This window comes from Negativibacillus massiliensis (assembly GCF_900148495.1).
GTDB classification, from domain to species: domain Bacteria; phylum Bacillota; class Clostridia; order Oscillospirales; family Ruminococcaceae; genus Negativibacillus; species Negativibacillus massiliensis.
Genome location: NZ_FTRU01000008.1, coordinates 945,014 through 959,635 on the forward strand (window position 1 = coordinate 945,014; position 14,622 = coordinate 959,635).

Annotated in this window: 16 protein-coding genes; 1 reads left to right on the top strand and 15 read right to left on the bottom strand. The window is 48.3% G+C overall.

Annotation, left to right across the window (positions count from 1 at the left end):
* Positions 1-263 precede the first annotated feature (263 nt).
* The 7 genes from BQ5375_RS10410 to BQ5375_RS10445 all read right to left on the bottom strand — a co-directional run bounded on the left by BQ5375_RS10410 (position 264) and on the right by BQ5375_RS10445 (position 7,067).
* Positions 264-755: a GNAT family N-acetyltransferase gene (locus BQ5375_RS10410; protein WP_076917873.1), complete on the bottom strand. Its 492-nt coding sequence runs from the start codon at positions 753-755 to the stop codon at positions 264-266.
* Between the two features lie 50 nt (positions 756-805).
* The gene (locus BQ5375_RS10415) at positions 806-1,900 is read right to left on the bottom strand and encodes a permease (RefSeq protein WP_076917874.1); all 1,095 of its coding nucleotides are present in this window, start codon (positions 1,898-1,900) and stop codon (positions 806-808) included.
* Positions 1,901-2,591: 691 nt separating this feature from the next.
* Entirely contained in the window at positions 2,592-3,818 is a 1,227-nt protein-coding gene (locus tag BQ5375_RS10425; protein WP_076917876.1) for a 6-phosphofructokinase, read from the bottom strand.
* A gap of 47 nt (positions 3,819-3,865) precedes the next feature.
* Entirely contained in the window at positions 3,866-4,288 is a 423-nt protein-coding gene (locus BQ5375_RS10430; RefSeq protein WP_076917877.1) for a DUF3788 domain-containing protein, read from the bottom strand.
* A 9-nt stretch (positions 4,289-4,297) separates the two neighbouring features.
* A complete protein-coding gene (locus BQ5375_RS10435) occupies positions 4,298-5,056 on the bottom strand; it encodes a DeoR/GlpR family DNA-binding transcription regulator (protein WP_159438036.1) in 759 nt (252 codons plus the stop codon).
* Positions 5,057-5,334: 278 nt separating this feature from the next.
* The gene (sigE, locus tag BQ5375_RS10440) at positions 5,335-6,075 is read right to left on the bottom strand and encodes an RNA polymerase sporulation sigma factor SigE (protein ID WP_076917879.1); all 741 of its coding nucleotides are present in this window, start codon (positions 6,073-6,075) and stop codon (positions 5,335-5,337) included.
* Positions 6,072-7,067 carry a sigma-E processing peptidase SpoIIGA gene (locus tag BQ5375_RS10445; RefSeq protein ID WP_076917880.1) on the bottom strand — a complete coding sequence of 332 codons (996 nt, stop codon included), beginning with the start codon at positions 7,065-7,067 and terminating at the stop codon, positions 6,072-6,074. The genes sigE and BQ5375_RS10445 overlap by 4 nt, the downstream gene beginning before the upstream one ends.
* Positions 7,068-7,242: 175 nt before the next feature.
* On the opposite strand from BQ5375_RS10445, the gene BQ5375_RS10450 reads away from it, so the two are divergent.
* The gene (locus BQ5375_RS10450; protein WP_076917881.1) at positions 7,243-8,016 is read left to right on the top strand and encodes a GDSL-type esterase/lipase family protein; all 774 of its coding nucleotides are present in this window, start codon (positions 7,243-7,245) and stop codon (positions 8,014-8,016) included.
* 918 nt (positions 8,017-8,934) lie between these two features.
* Here the strand turns inward: BQ5375_RS10450 and msrA are convergent.
* From msrA to BQ5375_RS10490, 8 genes are all read right to left on the bottom strand, one after another.
* Positions 8,935-9,444 carry a peptide-methionine (S)-S-oxide reductase MsrA gene (gene msrA / locus BQ5375_RS10460; RefSeq protein ID WP_076917883.1) on the bottom strand — a complete coding sequence of 170 codons (510 nt, stop codon included), beginning with the start codon at positions 9,442-9,444 and terminating at the stop codon, positions 8,935-8,937.
* The gene (locus tag BQ5375_RS10465; RefSeq protein WP_022132018.1) at positions 9,441-9,806 is read right to left on the bottom strand and encodes a helix-turn-helix domain-containing protein; all 366 of its coding nucleotides are present in this window, start codon (positions 9,804-9,806) and stop codon (positions 9,441-9,443) included. Before BQ5375_RS10465 ends, msrA begins: the two co-directional genes overlap by 4 nt.
* Positions 9,807-9,885: 79 nt before the next feature.
* Entirely contained in the window at positions 9,886-10,020 is a 135-nt protein-coding gene (locus tag BQ5375_RS14600) for a hypothetical protein (RefSeq protein ID WP_268876797.1), read from the bottom strand.
* A 450-nt stretch (positions 10,021-10,470) separates the two neighbouring features.
* Positions 10,471-10,722, bottom strand: a complete 252-nt coding sequence (locus BQ5375_RS10470) for a fatty acid kinase subunit FakA-related protein (RefSeq protein WP_022132017.1) — start codon at positions 10,720-10,722, stop codon at positions 10,471-10,473.
* A 16-nt stretch (positions 10,723-10,738) separates the two neighbouring features.
* A complete protein-coding gene (locus tag BQ5375_RS10475) occupies positions 10,739-11,998 on the bottom strand; it encodes a peptidase U32 family protein (protein ID WP_022132016.1) in 1,260 nt (419 codons plus the stop codon).
* Positions 11,999-12,068: 70 nt separating this feature from the next.
* A complete protein-coding gene (mltG, locus tag BQ5375_RS10480) occupies positions 12,069-13,436 on the bottom strand; it encodes an endolytic transglycosylase MltG (protein WP_076917884.1) in 1,368 nt (455 codons plus the stop codon).
* Positions 13,417-14,067, bottom strand: a complete 651-nt coding sequence (locus tag BQ5375_RS10485) for a 5-formyltetrahydrofolate cyclo-ligase (protein ID WP_022132014.1) — start codon at positions 14,065-14,067, stop codon at positions 13,417-13,419. The genes mltG and BQ5375_RS10485 overlap by 20 nt, the downstream gene beginning before the upstream one ends.
* Positions 14,055-14,615, bottom strand: coding sequence for a DJ-1 family glyoxalase III (locus BQ5375_RS10490; RefSeq protein WP_076917885.1), 561 nt, complete (start codon positions 14,613-14,615; stop codon positions 14,055-14,057). The genes BQ5375_RS10485 and BQ5375_RS10490 overlap by 13 nt, the downstream gene beginning before the upstream one ends.
* Between the last annotated feature and the right edge of the window lie 7 nt (positions 14,616-14,622).

Consider the following 14,622-nt stretch of genomic DNA (forward strand, 5'->3'; position numbering starts at 1 on the left):
AGGTTCCTTGTGTATCTTTGCCTACTTTCTTGTGTAAATAAAGTAGGCGCGGGAGTGGGGTGCGTAACCCCACAAAGAGGTAGGAAAGAAACGAAAACACTTTACACACTGCCTAAACTCAAGTTTCAGCAAACCTCCCCTTCACTTCCGGAAGTTTCGAGATAGACCTAAAACATTGCCTTTGCTCTAATCTATGCACCCACCCTGCAAAATATCCCGTAAAAAAAGCCCGTCCTCCCTTTTGGGGAAAACGGGCTTTATCGTTATAAACTTTTCTGCATGATAAAGTCATCCATCACATAACCGTGACCGATGTCGGTCACCACCGAGTCGATGGTTTCAAATCCAAAATGTTGATAAGCCGCAATCGAGCCGGCGTTGTGCTTGTTGACTGTCAGATAGATCGCCGCAAGTCCCTGCGACTCCTCAGTCACCTGCTTTAGGAATGCCGAAGCAATGCCGCGGCGGCGAAAATCCTTCCGGATATAAATTTTGCTCAGGAACATTCTGTCTGTTTCGCGGTGATAACCGCAGAATCCGCAGGACTGTCCATCCTCCAGCGCCAGCAGATAATGATATCCCTGCTCAAGCTGTTCGGTGATGGCCTGCACACTCTGGTAGCGCTCCACCATATAGTCAATCTGTTCCGGAGAAAGAATGTTTTGATAATGTTCGTGCCAGATTTCGTCTGCGAGCTGTGCCACCTGACAAATCTGCTCCTTGTCTGTAACCTGCTGGAATTTGATCGTGGCAATGCGCCTCCTTTGTTTGGAATAGCTCTATTATACCACAATACTTTTGCAATTTAAAGCGGTAATTGCAGCAGAACGCTCACCGGAAGCAGCAAAAACGAAACGATCAATGTCAAAACGACCAGCACCCCAACATAGGTTCCGACCGCCTTTGGTTTGAGTGCGCGGCACAGCAGAATCACACCGGGAACCGAAGTGACCATCGCTGCCAGCGTGAAGGTCAGCGCAACCGGCGGATAGATGTCCCGCAGCAGATACAGGATTGGGAAAATGCTGAAAATATCCGAATGAAGCGGAAAACCAACGATTGCCGCAATCAGGGTGGACAGGGTGACATTGCCGGAAATCATGCCGGTGATCGATTCCAGCGGGAAGTATGCTTCCAGTGCAGCAGCCAGTGCAACACCCAGAAGAATCCACAGCCATGCACTGCGGAAAACACTCCATGTGCTGTAAAGTGCAAGCCTTACTCTCTCCTTCATGGAAGAAGGATGTACCGGATGATGGCAGCAGCAGTCCTCCCCATGTTCATGATGGTGGTCATGTTCGTGGTGGTGCTCGTGTGTATGTTCATGAGTATGCTCGTGATGATGCTCATGGGCATCGCAGCTGCACTTGGCAAGGTGATAATCCTGCATGCTGTTCTGGAAAGAGATTCTGGACAGAATGACCGAGCTTACCAGCACAATCAGCAGCGAGCAGACCAGATAGGTTGTTGCAAAGCCGGTGCCAGTCATAGTATACAGCGCGGTGAGCGCAGTGATGTTAAGCAGCGATGCCGAGGTCAACATACACAGGCAGACCGAAACCGGAACGCCCACTGCGACCAGTCCCATCAGCACCGGAATGATGGTGCAGGAACAAAACGGCGAAATCATACCCAAAGCGATTGCCAGCAGATAGCCCCAAACGCTTTTGAGCTCGGTCAGCTTTTTCTGCATCCGGTCGGTGCGGACATAGCTCTGCGCCAAAAAGACAAAGAACATGATGATTGCCAGAATCAGATAGATCTGGGTGGTATCTGCAATCATGTGGCTTAAAAATTCTACGGTTGCTTCCCCACCGGGAAGATGATCGGCAAAACGCTCCAGCAATTCTTCCCAGAAGGAATGGTCATGCGCCGCGTGAAGATACATTGCCTGTGTCAAAATTACACTCCCTTTTGATAAAATCCTCTTTTTAGATTCAATAAATCTTTCGTACAGAAAATATCATAAACGATTTTATCAATTTTGTCAAATATTTTTTGCTTCATCTAGGCAATTTGCATAAAGACTCACATGAGCAAACTTTCATATATCAGCTTGTGTGTTATTGCCCCTGAGAATCTCGACAAGCTCGATTCTCCACTGGGGGAATCGAAGGGGGATCTCCCCCTTCTGCTGGAAATCCAAAAACCAGGAGGTTTTTGGTGAATCTTTGGATACTTTCTTTTCATAAGAAAGTATCCCCGGGGTGCAGGGGCGGGGAGCCACCCTGCAAAGCAAATAGATTTGCTGAAACATTGGTTCGAAGTAGAGTGTAAAATTTTTCGTCTTCTTCCTCTAACGAGAGTTTCATCAAACTAAATACTTTGCTGATGTGGGGTTATGCACCCCACACCCGCACCTACTTTCTTGTGTAAAGAAAGTAGTCAAAGATACACAAGGAACCTTCTGGTTCCTTGACCTCCGGCAGAAAGAGGGCGTTGCCCCCTCTCGACTTCCCCTGTGATGCTAAGATAGTTTCGTGATAAAAAAGATTAAAAAGGAAAAATATCTTCTTTACAGCATTTTTTGATCTTCGCAAAAAAATAACGGTCTGGGGTTATAAACTCCAGACCGTTATTCTGATATCAGATTATTTACCTTCAGAATAAAGGCTCAAATGAACTGGAACACCGTTTTGTGTTGCAAAGCTGACATCACCGCGTACCAGTGGACGCAGATAATTTAACATCTCTTCGGTAACATCGTTGCCCTCTGCGTTGATCCACTCGTCCGGAACCTTCTTTTCATAGTTTGCAACCTTCGAAATATCTGCGGTGCTGTATTTTACACGGTAAGGCTCGTCCTGAACGCGCAGGATGGTTGCCATCTGTCCGCTTACTCCTTCCAGAGCGCGGTCAGCCGCAGTCATGCCCAGCATCTTCGATTCGCTCAAGTCGTTTGCAGATGCCAGATGTGCTGCACAGCGCTGCATGAGGTTTAATTCAATCGAACGTACCTTGCAGCCGATCTTTTCTTTTACCAGTCCTTCCAGTACCTTTGCGGTGCCGGAAAGTGCAGCGTGTCCAAATACGTCCACACCTCTGCCCTTGCTCTCGCTGAGATAAGAGCCATCCGGATTCTTGACACCTTCACTGACCGCTACAAGAACAGCGTTTTTCTTTGCAAGGCATCCCTTTACATCCTCAATGAATTTTTCGGTGTCGAATGCACGTTCGCACAGGTAGATCAGCTGTGGACCGCTTCCGCCATTCTCTCTGGAAAGAGCTGCCGCTGCTGTCAGCCAGCCGGCATTTCTGCCCATGATTTCGACGATGGTAACTGCCGGAATATCGTATACCTCGCAGTCGCGAACGATCTCCGTGAAGGTTGCTGCGATATATTTTGCAGCCGAGCCAAATCCTGGACAGTGGTCGGTCTCTGGCAGGTCGTTGTCGATGGTCTTTGGTGCGCCCATAACATACAGGTCGCGGATATCATGCTTTTTGATGTAAGCCGACAGCTTGTCCACTGTGTCCATCGAGTCGTTTCCGCCGATGTAAACAAAGTATCCGATCTCACGCTCGATCAGCGCATCGACGATTTCTTTCAGCTGAGATTCATCTGCGTTGTTGAGCTTGAGACGGCAGGAGCCCAGTGCTGCCGATGGTGTGTGGCAGAGCAGATCCAGCTGTTCCGGAGATGCCAGAACATCGGTCAGATCGACATAATGTCCGCTGATGACGCCCTTGATTCCGTTGACAGCTCCATAGATGCGGTCAACCTTGCTGCTGGTCATGCAGCGTTCCACAACACCCGCTACGGTCGCATTGATCGCTGCCGAAGGTCCGCCCGACTGTGCAATCAGCATGTGTTTCATGTTGTAATTCCTCATTTCCTTTTTATTTTGATTGTTTCTTTCCCAAATCAGTTGGTTCGCAGCTCAAGCAGTTTTTTTACATCTTCCAAAATCTGCTCATCTGTCACATCAATCATCAGCCACCGCCCCATTTTCATCGGAGCTGATGCTTGATACAGCTGCTGGACAGATGGTGTCAGGGTTGGCAGTAAAAGCTGGCATGCAGCCTCTTCCCGTTTACCAATCGAGATCATACAGGTAAAAAATCCGGCTCTTGGATAGATGGTGCATAAAGCACGTCCGCTCTTTTTATATTTGATGTTCCATCCCGGCTCCATGCTGCATCGACTGTATTCGATGCGCGGAGAAACCCGGTATCCTTCTTCCAGCACAGTTCGCAGCTGGTCAAACAAAGGAGAGTTGATTTTGCTGCCAAGCTGGCTGATGTCCGGTGCCGTCTGCGGGAAACTGTCCTTTGTTTTGCCGTTCATACAATCCCTCTATAAAATCGTTACATTGTTTTTCTGGGCAAGTTCCAGCATTTCCTGGGACGGAGTCTGGTCGGTCACAAGGAAATTGACATCCTCCATCTTCGCAAAGGTGTAAGGAAGCATCCTGCCAAATTTGGTGGAGTCCATCAGGATGATGACCGAGCGCGCCTTTTCAATCAGCAGACGGCGCAGCTTGACCTGTTCCTCAAAGCCGCAGGTAAATCCGCATTCTTCCGAATAACCGGAAGCCGAGATAAACGCCACATCAATGTTGATCTTGGACAGCATCTCCAGCGCGGAATAGCCAAACACTGCCAGATTTTTCCGGTTGAGCACCCCGCCGCACAGCGTGATTGCCGGACGCATCTTCTCGGCGATGGCAAGCGCAATGTCCGGACCATTGGTCACTACGTTCAGATACATGTCCGGAATGATCTTGGCAAGCTCCATCATGGTCGTTCCCCCATCCAGGAAGATGGAACTGCCTTCCCGAATGAATCCGACCGCTTTCTGCGCCACGATATCCTTCTGTGACTTGTTGCAGACATCAGCAGACTCTTCATTCTGCACCCGATCCATTGGTTCCAGATACTTCGCTCCGCCGCGAATGCGGAGAATAACTCCTTCTTTAGCCAGAAAATCCAAATCCCTGTGCAGAGTCATCACACTGACGTCGGAAAATTCCCCGGAAAGCTCCTTGAGGCTGACGATCTGCTTGTGCTTGATAAACTCCTTGATCTTTTCTCTTCTCAACGTATTCAATTTCATAATCCCCCATCGTAACTTTAGGCATATGGATTTTACATATTTTATTATATAAGAGAAACAGCAAAAAGGCAATAGTTTTTTGTTATTAAATGTTATATTTTTCATTTTCCTTAAAACACCATCTATAACATCACCACAGCAACATCGTTATATCTTTATCAATTCAGTTTATTTTTTGAAGCTTTTTCCCTAAATTTGCACAAAAAAAGGAAGCAGTCCCGTTTGGGGCGCTCCCTCATTTTTTAACAAATCTATCACAATCTATCATAATATACAGTTTACTCGTTCATCTTCTTCAAGTCATTGTGCAGACGGCGGATAATCCGCTTTTCCAGTCGGGAAATATATGACTGCGAAATCCCGATTAGGTCCGCCACCTCCTTTTGGGTGTGCTCCTTCCCTCCCTTTCTGAGTCCAAAGCGCAGCTCCATGATAGAGCGCTCCCTGCTTTCCAGTGACCCAATCGCCTGATAGAGCATCGAGCGTTCTGCATCCTTTTCGATGTCGGTGCTGACTGTATCGGCATCGGTGCCCAAGATGTCCGACAACAAAAGCTCGTTTCCGTCCCAGTCGATATTGAGCGGCTCGTCGATCGAGATCTCCTTGCGGCGGTTTTGGTTTTTGCGCAGATACATTAAAATTTCGTTTTCGATGCAGCGGGAAGCATAGGTCGCCAGCTTGATGTTCTTCTCCGGTGAAAAGGTGTTGACCGCCTTGATCAGTCCGATGGTTCCAATCGAGATCAGATCCTCCACATTGATTCCGGTCGATTCAAACTTTTTGGCGATATACACCACTAGCCGCAGGTTATGTACAATCAGCTGCTGCTTTGCCTCCTCGTCATGCTCGGAAAGGCGCAGAAAGATCATCTCCTCTTCCTTTCTGCTCAGCGGCGGCGGCAGGGTCTCCGGCCCGTTGATGTAGTGGACACCCCTCCCCCCGAACAGGGTACAGAACATTTTTTCAAGGAAACTTCTTACCTGTTTTGAAATACTTTTTTCTTTTATCCCGACACTCATCTTAATATCCCGTCCTTTCCGGTGACTGATGTTTTTGATAAAGGAATCGCCCTGTCCAGCAGCTTTCCTGAAAGCAGAATCTGCCACTGCGATGTTCCCATTGACGCTTTGCTTTTGACTTCTGCGCTGTTACAGTTTATCGCAAGGAAAAAATCCTCGACCAGAAGTTCTTCTTTCAGAACGTCTTCTGTTTCTGACGGCTTTTCATCCGGATTTTCGTTCTGCATCGGGCGCAGGATCATCCGTTTGCCCCGCACTGCCGGCATCATCCCGCTGCCCGATACGGTCGAGAACGGAATCTGCCGCACATGGCAGCTTTCCTCGTTTTCTTCCCCCAGCACGGCAAGCAGCAGTTTGGGCGAAAGAATCTTTGCCGCCACATCCAACGAACAGACCACGACCGGACTGCCGCTGAACGGTTCGGACAGAGAGTTTCCGCTGTCCACAAAACCGATCCATTCCCGACACACAGGCATGTCAACCTCGAGCGTCACCCGATACAGCTCGTCTGTTCGGCAGACCGAGCGCAGCACCCGGTTTAAGCTCCATACCAAAGTATATGCGCCGGCAAGACAAAGTATGAATACCGGTGTGCGCAGATGAAAATAAATCGCGTGGTCAAACACAAACAGTCCCGCTCCGGCAAACAATCCCTGCATTGCCCCCATGAGTGCATAAAACAGCATCGTGACGGTGAGCAGCACCAGCCATTCCTTGATAAACTCCGCCAGGCTGCACCAGGAAAACGCAATTGCCACCATGACAAGCGAGCACAGCACCTTGAACAAAAGTTCTGTAACTTCCGCCCCAATCCCCAAGGCTGGCGTCGGAAAAAAGATGCTCAGCGAAAAAAGGGAGGCAGCAAACGCCGAAGCCACCTTGCGCCACCGCTGCTTTGTTCTGCCACATACCGCTTCCACCAGCGAAAGCAGCAGGATGTTGACAAAAAAATTCGTCACCAGCAAAATATCCACATAGACACCCTGTACCATTTTTGTCACCCGCTTTTTGTTTTGTTCTGATTATACTTTTTTCTCTGTGCAAGAATTGTCAAAGCAGACAGGATGGAAAAATTTATAAATTATCCGTTTACCCACCCGCTTTTTCGTGATATAATAGGAAAAGTGTTTTGAAAACAAGAAATCTAACAAAGAAGAAGGGTTTTGTTTGTATCATAAACTTTCCTCCCCAACCAAAGGACGACGCTCTCTCAAAACATCTCTGCTCGTCCTGCTCACCATTTGTACACTCTGTTTGACCGGAACACTTTCCGGCTGCACCCAGTCCTCTCAATCTTCATCGGTCAAGCTGGCGGAAGAAGAGACTGAAGAGGCAAGTTCTTCCGATCCCAACGAGGTCGACGCGGAATATTACCTTGGTGAAACGGTATTTGTCGGTGACAGCCGCACCAACGGACTGCTCACCTATCAGCTGCTTCCACCGGAACAGGTCTTTGCCATTGACGGCAGTACCCAAAAAAGTATTCGCGATCAGGAGTTTATCCAGTTAGAACCAAACGGCAAATATCTCACCGTCAAAGAAGCAGTGGAAGAACGCCAGCCGCACCGTATCCTGATTGCTTTTGGCGTCAATGCCATCCCGCTGATGAGCGAAGAAGAATTTATGGATGAATACGATATTCTGGTGGATGAGCTCACCGAAGCTTCCCCGGACAGCAAAATCGTCATTCAGTGCATCCTGCCGGTAGCCTGGTGGAAACATGAGTCGATGCCTTATCTGACCAACGAAAACATCGACCACTTTAATGGTCTGCTCAAGGATTATGCCGAAGAAAACGGCTATACCTTCTTTGATATCTCTGACCACTTTAAAGGCGAAGACGGCAGCCTTTCTGCTGAATTTGATGCAGGCGATGGACTTCACTTTAACCAGAGCTTCTATCACGAATACATCGAGTTGCTTATGACCGAGCAGCCATAATGGGCAATGTTTCAGTTTGACTATAAATAAAGTTTCTACGCATTGCCCCTGAGAATGTCGCGATGCTCCATTCTCCGAAAGTTTTGTGGAATTTGAGTAACGTTATAGTTTCTGCTAAAACAAAGTTTTTGTGCCGTTGCCCTTGAGAATGTCGCGTTGCTCCATTCTCCGAAGGTTTACTGGAAACTGGGCAATGTTTCAGCTTTTCTATATATAAAGTTCCTACACATTGCCCTTGAGAATGTCGCGTTGCTCCATTCTCCGAAAGTTTTGTGGAATTGGATAACGTTACAGTCTCTGCTAAGTCAAAATTTCTCGTCGTTGCCCCTGAGAATGTCGCGATGTTCCATTTTGTCGAGGGGATATCTAAGGGGAAGCCCCTTAGACACGCCTTTCGTATCTTTCCTCGTGAAAGGAAAGATACCGCGGTGTGGAGCGCGCAGCTCCACGAAAGGGAGATTTGCTGAAATTTTGGTTCGAAGTAAAGTGTCAAATTTCTCGCTTCTTCCTCACAACAAAGTTACATCAAACTTTCTGCGTTGTGGGGTTACGCACCCCACTCCCGCGCCTACTTTCTTGTGTAAAGAAAGTAGGCAAAGATACACAAGGAACCTTCTGGTTCCTTGACCTCCAGCAGAGAGAGGTCCCTGCCCCCTTCCAACTTTCCCGGCGGAGAATCGAGCTTGTCGAGATTCTCATGGGCAATGACTGCAAAGTTTGTCTTTCAGTAAAACTAAAACATTGCCCTGCCCCTTTCCAACTTCCCCAGTGATACTACGGTAGTTTTGTGATAGATGGGGGGCGTGTGAGCGAACTGCGGGAGGGGTCTGTCTCAAACTTAAAAAAGAAAATAAAAATCAATGAAAAAGGGGATACCGGAACATTCCGGTATCCCCTTTTTGTCTTGTTATGCTGTTTTTATCCGCGGGACTTTTCAAATACTTCCTCAAACAGATGCTCGCTTAAATGGCAGTAACCATTTGGATTCTTCTCCAGATATTTCTGGTGATATTCCTCTGCCGGATAGTAATTTTTCAGCGGCAGACATTCTACCATGATCGGCTTGTCATAATTCTTTGCAAGCTCTGTTAGCTCTTCGCGAATAACCGCTTCCTCCTGCGGATCGGTATAATAGATACCAGTGCGGTACTGGCTGCCCTTGTCCTCTCCCTGACGGTTGAGGCTGGTCGGATTGATCGAACGGAAATAGAAGCGCAGAAGCTGCGGCAGCGATAAAACCGCATCATCATAGATCACGCGGACTGTTTCGGCATGTCCGGTGTTGTTGTGACAAACTTCCTCATAGGAAGGATTGACTGTGTTGCCGTTTGCAAAACCGACTTCTGTCTCGCACACACCTTTGATCTGATCCATATATTTCTGTGTTCCCCAAAAACATCCGCCTGCTAAAAAGATCGTCTTTTTCATTCTTCGTTCGCTCCTTTATTCTTAAAATCAAAGTATGCCATTGCAACCTCCTGGAAAAAGCGCTCTTTTCTGCGCTCATCCAGTCCGCTGTCAAACATTAACTGAATCTGTAACAGAAGCTTTTCCAGCTCTTTTTCGTTCCATTGTCCGGACGTGCTTTCTCCGGCAAGCCCCCGCATCAGGATCTCGGACGGCACGCCCAGCGCCTGCGCAAATTTTTCGACAATATCGACCTTGGGCGCACGGCTGTTCTTTTCATAGTTGTATACCGAACGTTCGGTGATGCCAACCCGCTGGGCAAGTTCGCTCTGGGTCATTTCGGCATCTTTTCTTGCTTTTTTCAAGTTCTCGCCAAAAGACACGGCTCTTCCTCCTTTTGCCTGGAACCAATCCTGTCGTTGTTCCTTTTAAGCTCCCGGACAATCTTCCAGACAGATTATTCTAACAGGTGGAAATTTTTCCTCGCATCATCAAAAGCACGATTAAAAATCCACCCAAAAACACACTCATCCAGATGGTGAAGGAACGGTTGGAGCGTTTGAGCCCAATCATCAAAAAGAGGATGGAAACAAACATCATCCCGATTCCCAGCACCATCAGTCCATAATATACTGCCGACGGCAGCGTAATCCAGCTGACTCCTCAGGCCATAAATTCCTCCTGGTTTTGTTTTTTGCATCCAGCACCATATTTACAGCAGATTTTAAAACATACTGATGGAAAAAGTGAAACCTGGTGCGAAATTCAGGAAAATCTTTTCCGATTAAAACTCTCATCTTTCTCCATATTCTCATTATATCACAAAAATCAAAAAGGAACATCCTTTCTGATTTTAATTTTTATTTTCTTAAAAAAACCCTCAAAAATCCGGTAACTTTTTGTGCAGAACGAGCTTTTCTTTTTCCTGCTAATACAAAAAATCAGAACAAAATTGCTCCCTGTGTGCAATTTTTCTTTTCTGCTTTTTTAAATCTGAGCAGCAAAAAAGCTCCGCATCGCTTGATACGGAGCTTTTTAATCTGTAACTTATCCGTGCAGATCTTCGGATTGACGCTGCATGTTCTCGACCACGATGTCGTAGATCTCTCCAAGAGAAGCGCAGTATTCCAGCACCTTCCACGGAGTGTTGGTGTGAAAATGCAGCTTCATGACCTCTTCATCGCCGACCACGATCAGGCAGTCCCCTTCAAAATGCTCTGCGATGTAATCGTTGAGTGCATCCTCATCCATCTGGCATCCTTCAATCAGAAGCTGGGTGTCAAATTTAAATTCCAGCATAGATTTCCTCCTGCGGTTATTCCGCTGCTCTGCGGATAATGGAACCCTGCGGCAGATTCAGTCCCTTTGCAGGCATGGTGAATTTCATCATCGCGTTGTTTGCCGACTCGCGTTTGTTGCCCAGCTCGTCGGTGATTTCGGTAACCTGATAGGTGACTGGACGATCTTCCAGTGTCGCAAACGGACGGATGATCTCCACTTCTTCCCCAACCGAGAATTTGTTTCTCTGGGTGCAGTACAGAATATCCCCTTCAGTCTTGTCTACAACTGCGACAACATCCCACTGGCGGACATAGCCGCCGTTTTCGTAGTACTGTCCCTCTTCCGGACGTCCGAAATAGAAACCGGTGGAGTACTGACGATGGCTTACCTTGCGGGTCTCCTCTTCAATCCAGGAAGGAAGCTTAAAGTTTTGTGGGTCCTTCTTGTACAGATCCACCGCCTGACGATAAGCGTTAGTGACTACCGCTACATAGTAAAAGGATTTTGCTCTTCCTTCAATCTTTAAGGAAGTGACGCCTGCATCGATCACCTTGTCGATATATTCGATCATACACATATCCTTTGCATTGAGGATATAGCTTCCCTTCTCATCCTCAAAAATCGGGAAGTACTGACCCGGACGTTTTTCTTCCATCAGGTAGTAACCCCAACGGCAAGGCTGTGCACATTCGCCGCGATTTGCGTCTCTGCCGACCATGTAGTTGGAGAGCAGGCATCTTCCCGAGAAGGACATGCACATTGCACCATGAACGAAGGTTTCGATCTCCAATTCCGGCGGAGTCTTGTCACGAATGCGCTTGATCTCCTCCAGCGGCAATTCCCTTGCCAGAACCACACGTTTTGCCCCCAGCTTATAAAGCTCGTTTGCGGTCAGATAGTTGACGATACCGGTCTGGGTGGAAATATGGATATCCATATCCGGAATCACGCGCTTTGCTTCCATCAGCACACCGATGTCCGCTACGATGACCGCATCGACACCGGCAGTCTGCGCATTTCTCAGATAATCTGCAAGCTGATCCACTTCACTGTTGAGCGGCAGGGTGTTGCAGGTCAGATAAACTTTGACATCCCTTGCATGTGCATATTCCACCGCTTTTTTCATGGTATCAAAATCAAATTTTGCCGATGCTGCACGCATACCAAAAGCGGTTCCGCCCAGATACACTGCATCTGCGCCGTAGTTTACCGCATAGGTCAAGCGCTCATAGTCGCCTACCGGAGCCAGAACCTCCGGATAATGCGGCTGTAATAATTTGTTGCCGTTTTCCATTCTTCTCCTCCTGTATCATGTCTCAGGGAAAACTGACCCGCCTTTTTTCACAAAGCGGGTCAGCATCTTTTTATTCTCCGGTTTCTTCCACTGCTGCTTCGGATTTCAGCTGTTCGTTCACCTGATTTGCCTTGCGGATGTTTGCCTCATGTTCTTCGAGGGTCGCTGCAAAGTAGTAGGTTCCCGCATCATCCGATACAAAGTAGTAGTAGTTGGTATCTGCCGGATGGATTGCCGCTTCGATCGCATCCATACCAGGGTTGCAGATTGGGCCGACCGGCAGACCGACAACCTTTGTGGTGTCGTAAGCATCGTACATTTCCTGATTATCCTGCGTCATAAAGGAGCGGATATCGTCGCGGATATAGTTGGTAGTCGCATCCGACTGCAGGTAAGGATAGGTCGAGCTGTTGTTGAGACGGTTGTGGAATACCGACGAAACCATCTTCATGTTTTCCAGGTCGGTCGCTTCCTTCTGAATGATGGAAGCCAAGGTAATCAGGTTGTCCAGCTCACCCAGACCATTGGACAGGTTGCGGATTTCCTGCATCACTTCGGTGTCCACCTTGCGGTCAAAGTTGTCAAAGAACTTCTTGACCACTTCTTTTGGATTCATGTTGGTATAGAACTCGTAGGTATCTGGGAAGAGATAGCCTTCATACTTGCGGAAGCGCAGTTCGTCATCCGGAACCAGACCAGCAAAGTTGTAGCTGTCAAAATCTTCCTCTTCCAGTGCGGTATAGAATTCGTCAGCGGTGCAGACCTTGTTTTCTTCCAGCAGTTCGCCGATCTGTCTCTGGGTCATACCTTCACGGAAGGTGATGCTGACAATATCCGATTCCTCGCTGTCGTCGGACAGATGGGACATGATCTGGTCATATCCCCATTTGTTGTTGAGAACAAAGGTCTTTGCCAAGAAGGTTCCGTCCTTGCCTTTGAGTTTTGCGTACATCTCAAACACAAAACGCTGGGAGATAATGCCGTTTTCTTCCAGAACCTTTGCGGTTTTGCTCACAGATGCCGCTTCCTCTTCGGTCAGGGTGACCTCGATCTGACGGTCTGCCTGACCCAAGCCCAGCAGGTCGCTTGCGCTCACCAGTGCAAAATAGGCAAGGAAGATTGCGATGCCGACAAAAACACAGATCAGCACAAAGCTCTCGGCAAAACGGCTGAGCTTGGATGCTCTTTTACGTTTTTTCGGCGGTTCCTCAAAATCACCAAACTGGCTGTCCTGGTTAAAGCTGTTCTTTCCAGAACTGTTCCTGTTAAAATTGCTTTTACTGAAAGAATCGGGAGCGACCTTCATATCTTCGTCGTCATCATCCATCCCGTCATCAAACCACTGCTGCTGGGAACGCGAAGTGCGCGGTGTTTTCTGGGAGGGCTGATGATGGCCAAAATAGCGGCTGAGCTCCTCTTTATCCCTTTCGTTTTTCATCTGATGTCTCCTTTCCTTTGCGGCGGCGCTTTGCTGCCGTACATTTCTGCATGCAGCATCTGCGGATATAGCGATCGGTTACCAACACATCGATCGGCACATCATATCTTCCGCCGATCAGCCTTGGGCGTACACAGTCGCTGTAATTGACGCCGATCTTCACTCCCTGAAAGCCGGACAGATAGCGGTCGTAATATCCGCCGCCATATCCTACCCGGTAGCCCCGATAGTCATTGCAGAACGCCGGCACGATGCAGACTGCATTTTTGGTATCCTCCAGAATCGGCAAAGATTCCTTTGGTTCCAAAATCCCATAGGCACCTTCCTGCAGGTCGTCCATCGAAGTGATCAGGTGCATGTTCATCAGGCGGGTGTTTTCTACACAGCGGGGAGCCGCCACCTTTTTGCCGTCCTCCCACGCTTTTTCCATCAGCCGGCGGGTATCTACCTCCAGCTCCTTGGACACATAGACCACAATCGTTTTTGCGCGTCGGTACTGCTCCATCGAAATCAGTCTTTCATAGATTGCCTGATCCTTTTTCTGCACAATCTCCGGCGGCATTTCCCGTCGGATGCGGCGCATCTGTGCCCGAATCTCCTTTTTATAAATGCGAAGGTCTATTTTCGACATTGAATTTCATCCTTTACTTTCTCTGCCGCCGCCTTTCCTTTTAAGCAGGAGACAAGCTCCAGCGCAAATTCCAGGCAGACCCCTGCTCCCTTTGCTGTGATATAATTGCCGTCGCGCACAACAAACTCACCCTCTGCATGGATAGAACCCTTTGGCTCAAATCCCGGATAAGCCACTGCGCGCTTTTGATCGAGCAGTCCCTTGTTTCCCAGCACCGATGGAGCTGCACAGATTGCCGCAATCCAGATGCCCTTTTCCGCGGCATAATGCAGCCAGCGGTCCACAACCGGGGACTCGTTCAAGTTTTTTGTTCCCAGTCCGCCGCCCGGCAGAACCAGCATTTCCATTTCCTCTTCACAAACTTCTTCTGCAGCAATGTCGCACAGCACCGAAACCCCGTGGGAACCGGTGACAACCTTGCCCCCGTGCATAGCAGGATTGGTTCCGACTGCTGCGGTCTGAACCTTTACTCCTGCCCGACGAAGCAGATCGATCGGAGCCAGTGCTTCCATCTCTTCAAATCCATTTGCAAGAAATACGGTTACCATAAATGTT

Excerpts from the sequence above, each read along its gene's own strand:
- BQ5375_RS14600 (WP_268876797.1), bottom strand. The coding sequence starts at position 10,020 with ATGTTTGTTTCCATCCTCTTTTTGATGATTGGGCTCAAACGCTCCAAC.
- BQ5375_RS10430 (WP_076917877.1), bottom strand. The coding sequence starts at position 4,288 with ATGAACGGCAAAACAAAGGACAGTTTCCCGCAGACGGCACCGGACATC.
- mltG (WP_076917884.1), bottom strand. The coding sequence starts at position 13,436 with ATGAAAAACGAAAGGGATAAAGAGGAGCTCAGCCGCTATTTTGGCCAT.
- BQ5375_RS10425 (WP_076917876.1), bottom strand. The coding sequence starts at position 3,818 with ATGAAACACATGCTGATTGCACAGTCGGGCGGACCTTCGGCAGCGATC.
- BQ5375_RS10475 (WP_022132016.1), bottom strand. The coding sequence starts at position 11,998 with ATGGAAAACGGCAACAAATTATTACAGCCGCATTATCCGGAGGTTCTG.
- BQ5375_RS10470 (WP_022132017.1), bottom strand. The coding sequence starts at position 10,722 with ATGCTGGAATTTAAATTTGACACCCAGCTTCTGATTGAAGGATGCCAG.
- sigE (WP_076917879.1), bottom strand. The coding sequence starts at position 6,075 with ATGAGTGTCGGGATAAAAGAAAAAAGTATTTCAAAACAGGTAAGAAGT.
- msrA (WP_076917883.1), bottom strand. The coding sequence starts at position 9,444 with ATGAAAAAGACGATCTTTTTAGCAGGCGGATGTTTTTGGGGAACACAG.
- BQ5375_RS10435 (WP_159438036.1), bottom strand. The coding sequence starts at position 5,056 with ATGAAATTGAATACGTTGAGAAGAGAAAAGATCAAGGAGTTTATCAAG.
- BQ5375_RS10485 (WP_022132014.1), bottom strand. The coding sequence starts at position 14,067 with ATGTCGAAAATAGACCTTCGCATTTATAAAAAGGAGATTCGGGCACAG.
- BQ5375_RS10445 (WP_076917880.1), bottom strand. The coding sequence starts at position 7,067 with ATGGTACAGGGTGTCTATGTGGATATTTTGCTGGTGACGAATTTTTTT.
- BQ5375_RS10490 (WP_076917885.1), bottom strand. The coding sequence starts at position 14,615 with ATGGTAACCGTATTTCTTGCAAATGGATTTGAAGAGATGGAAGCACTG.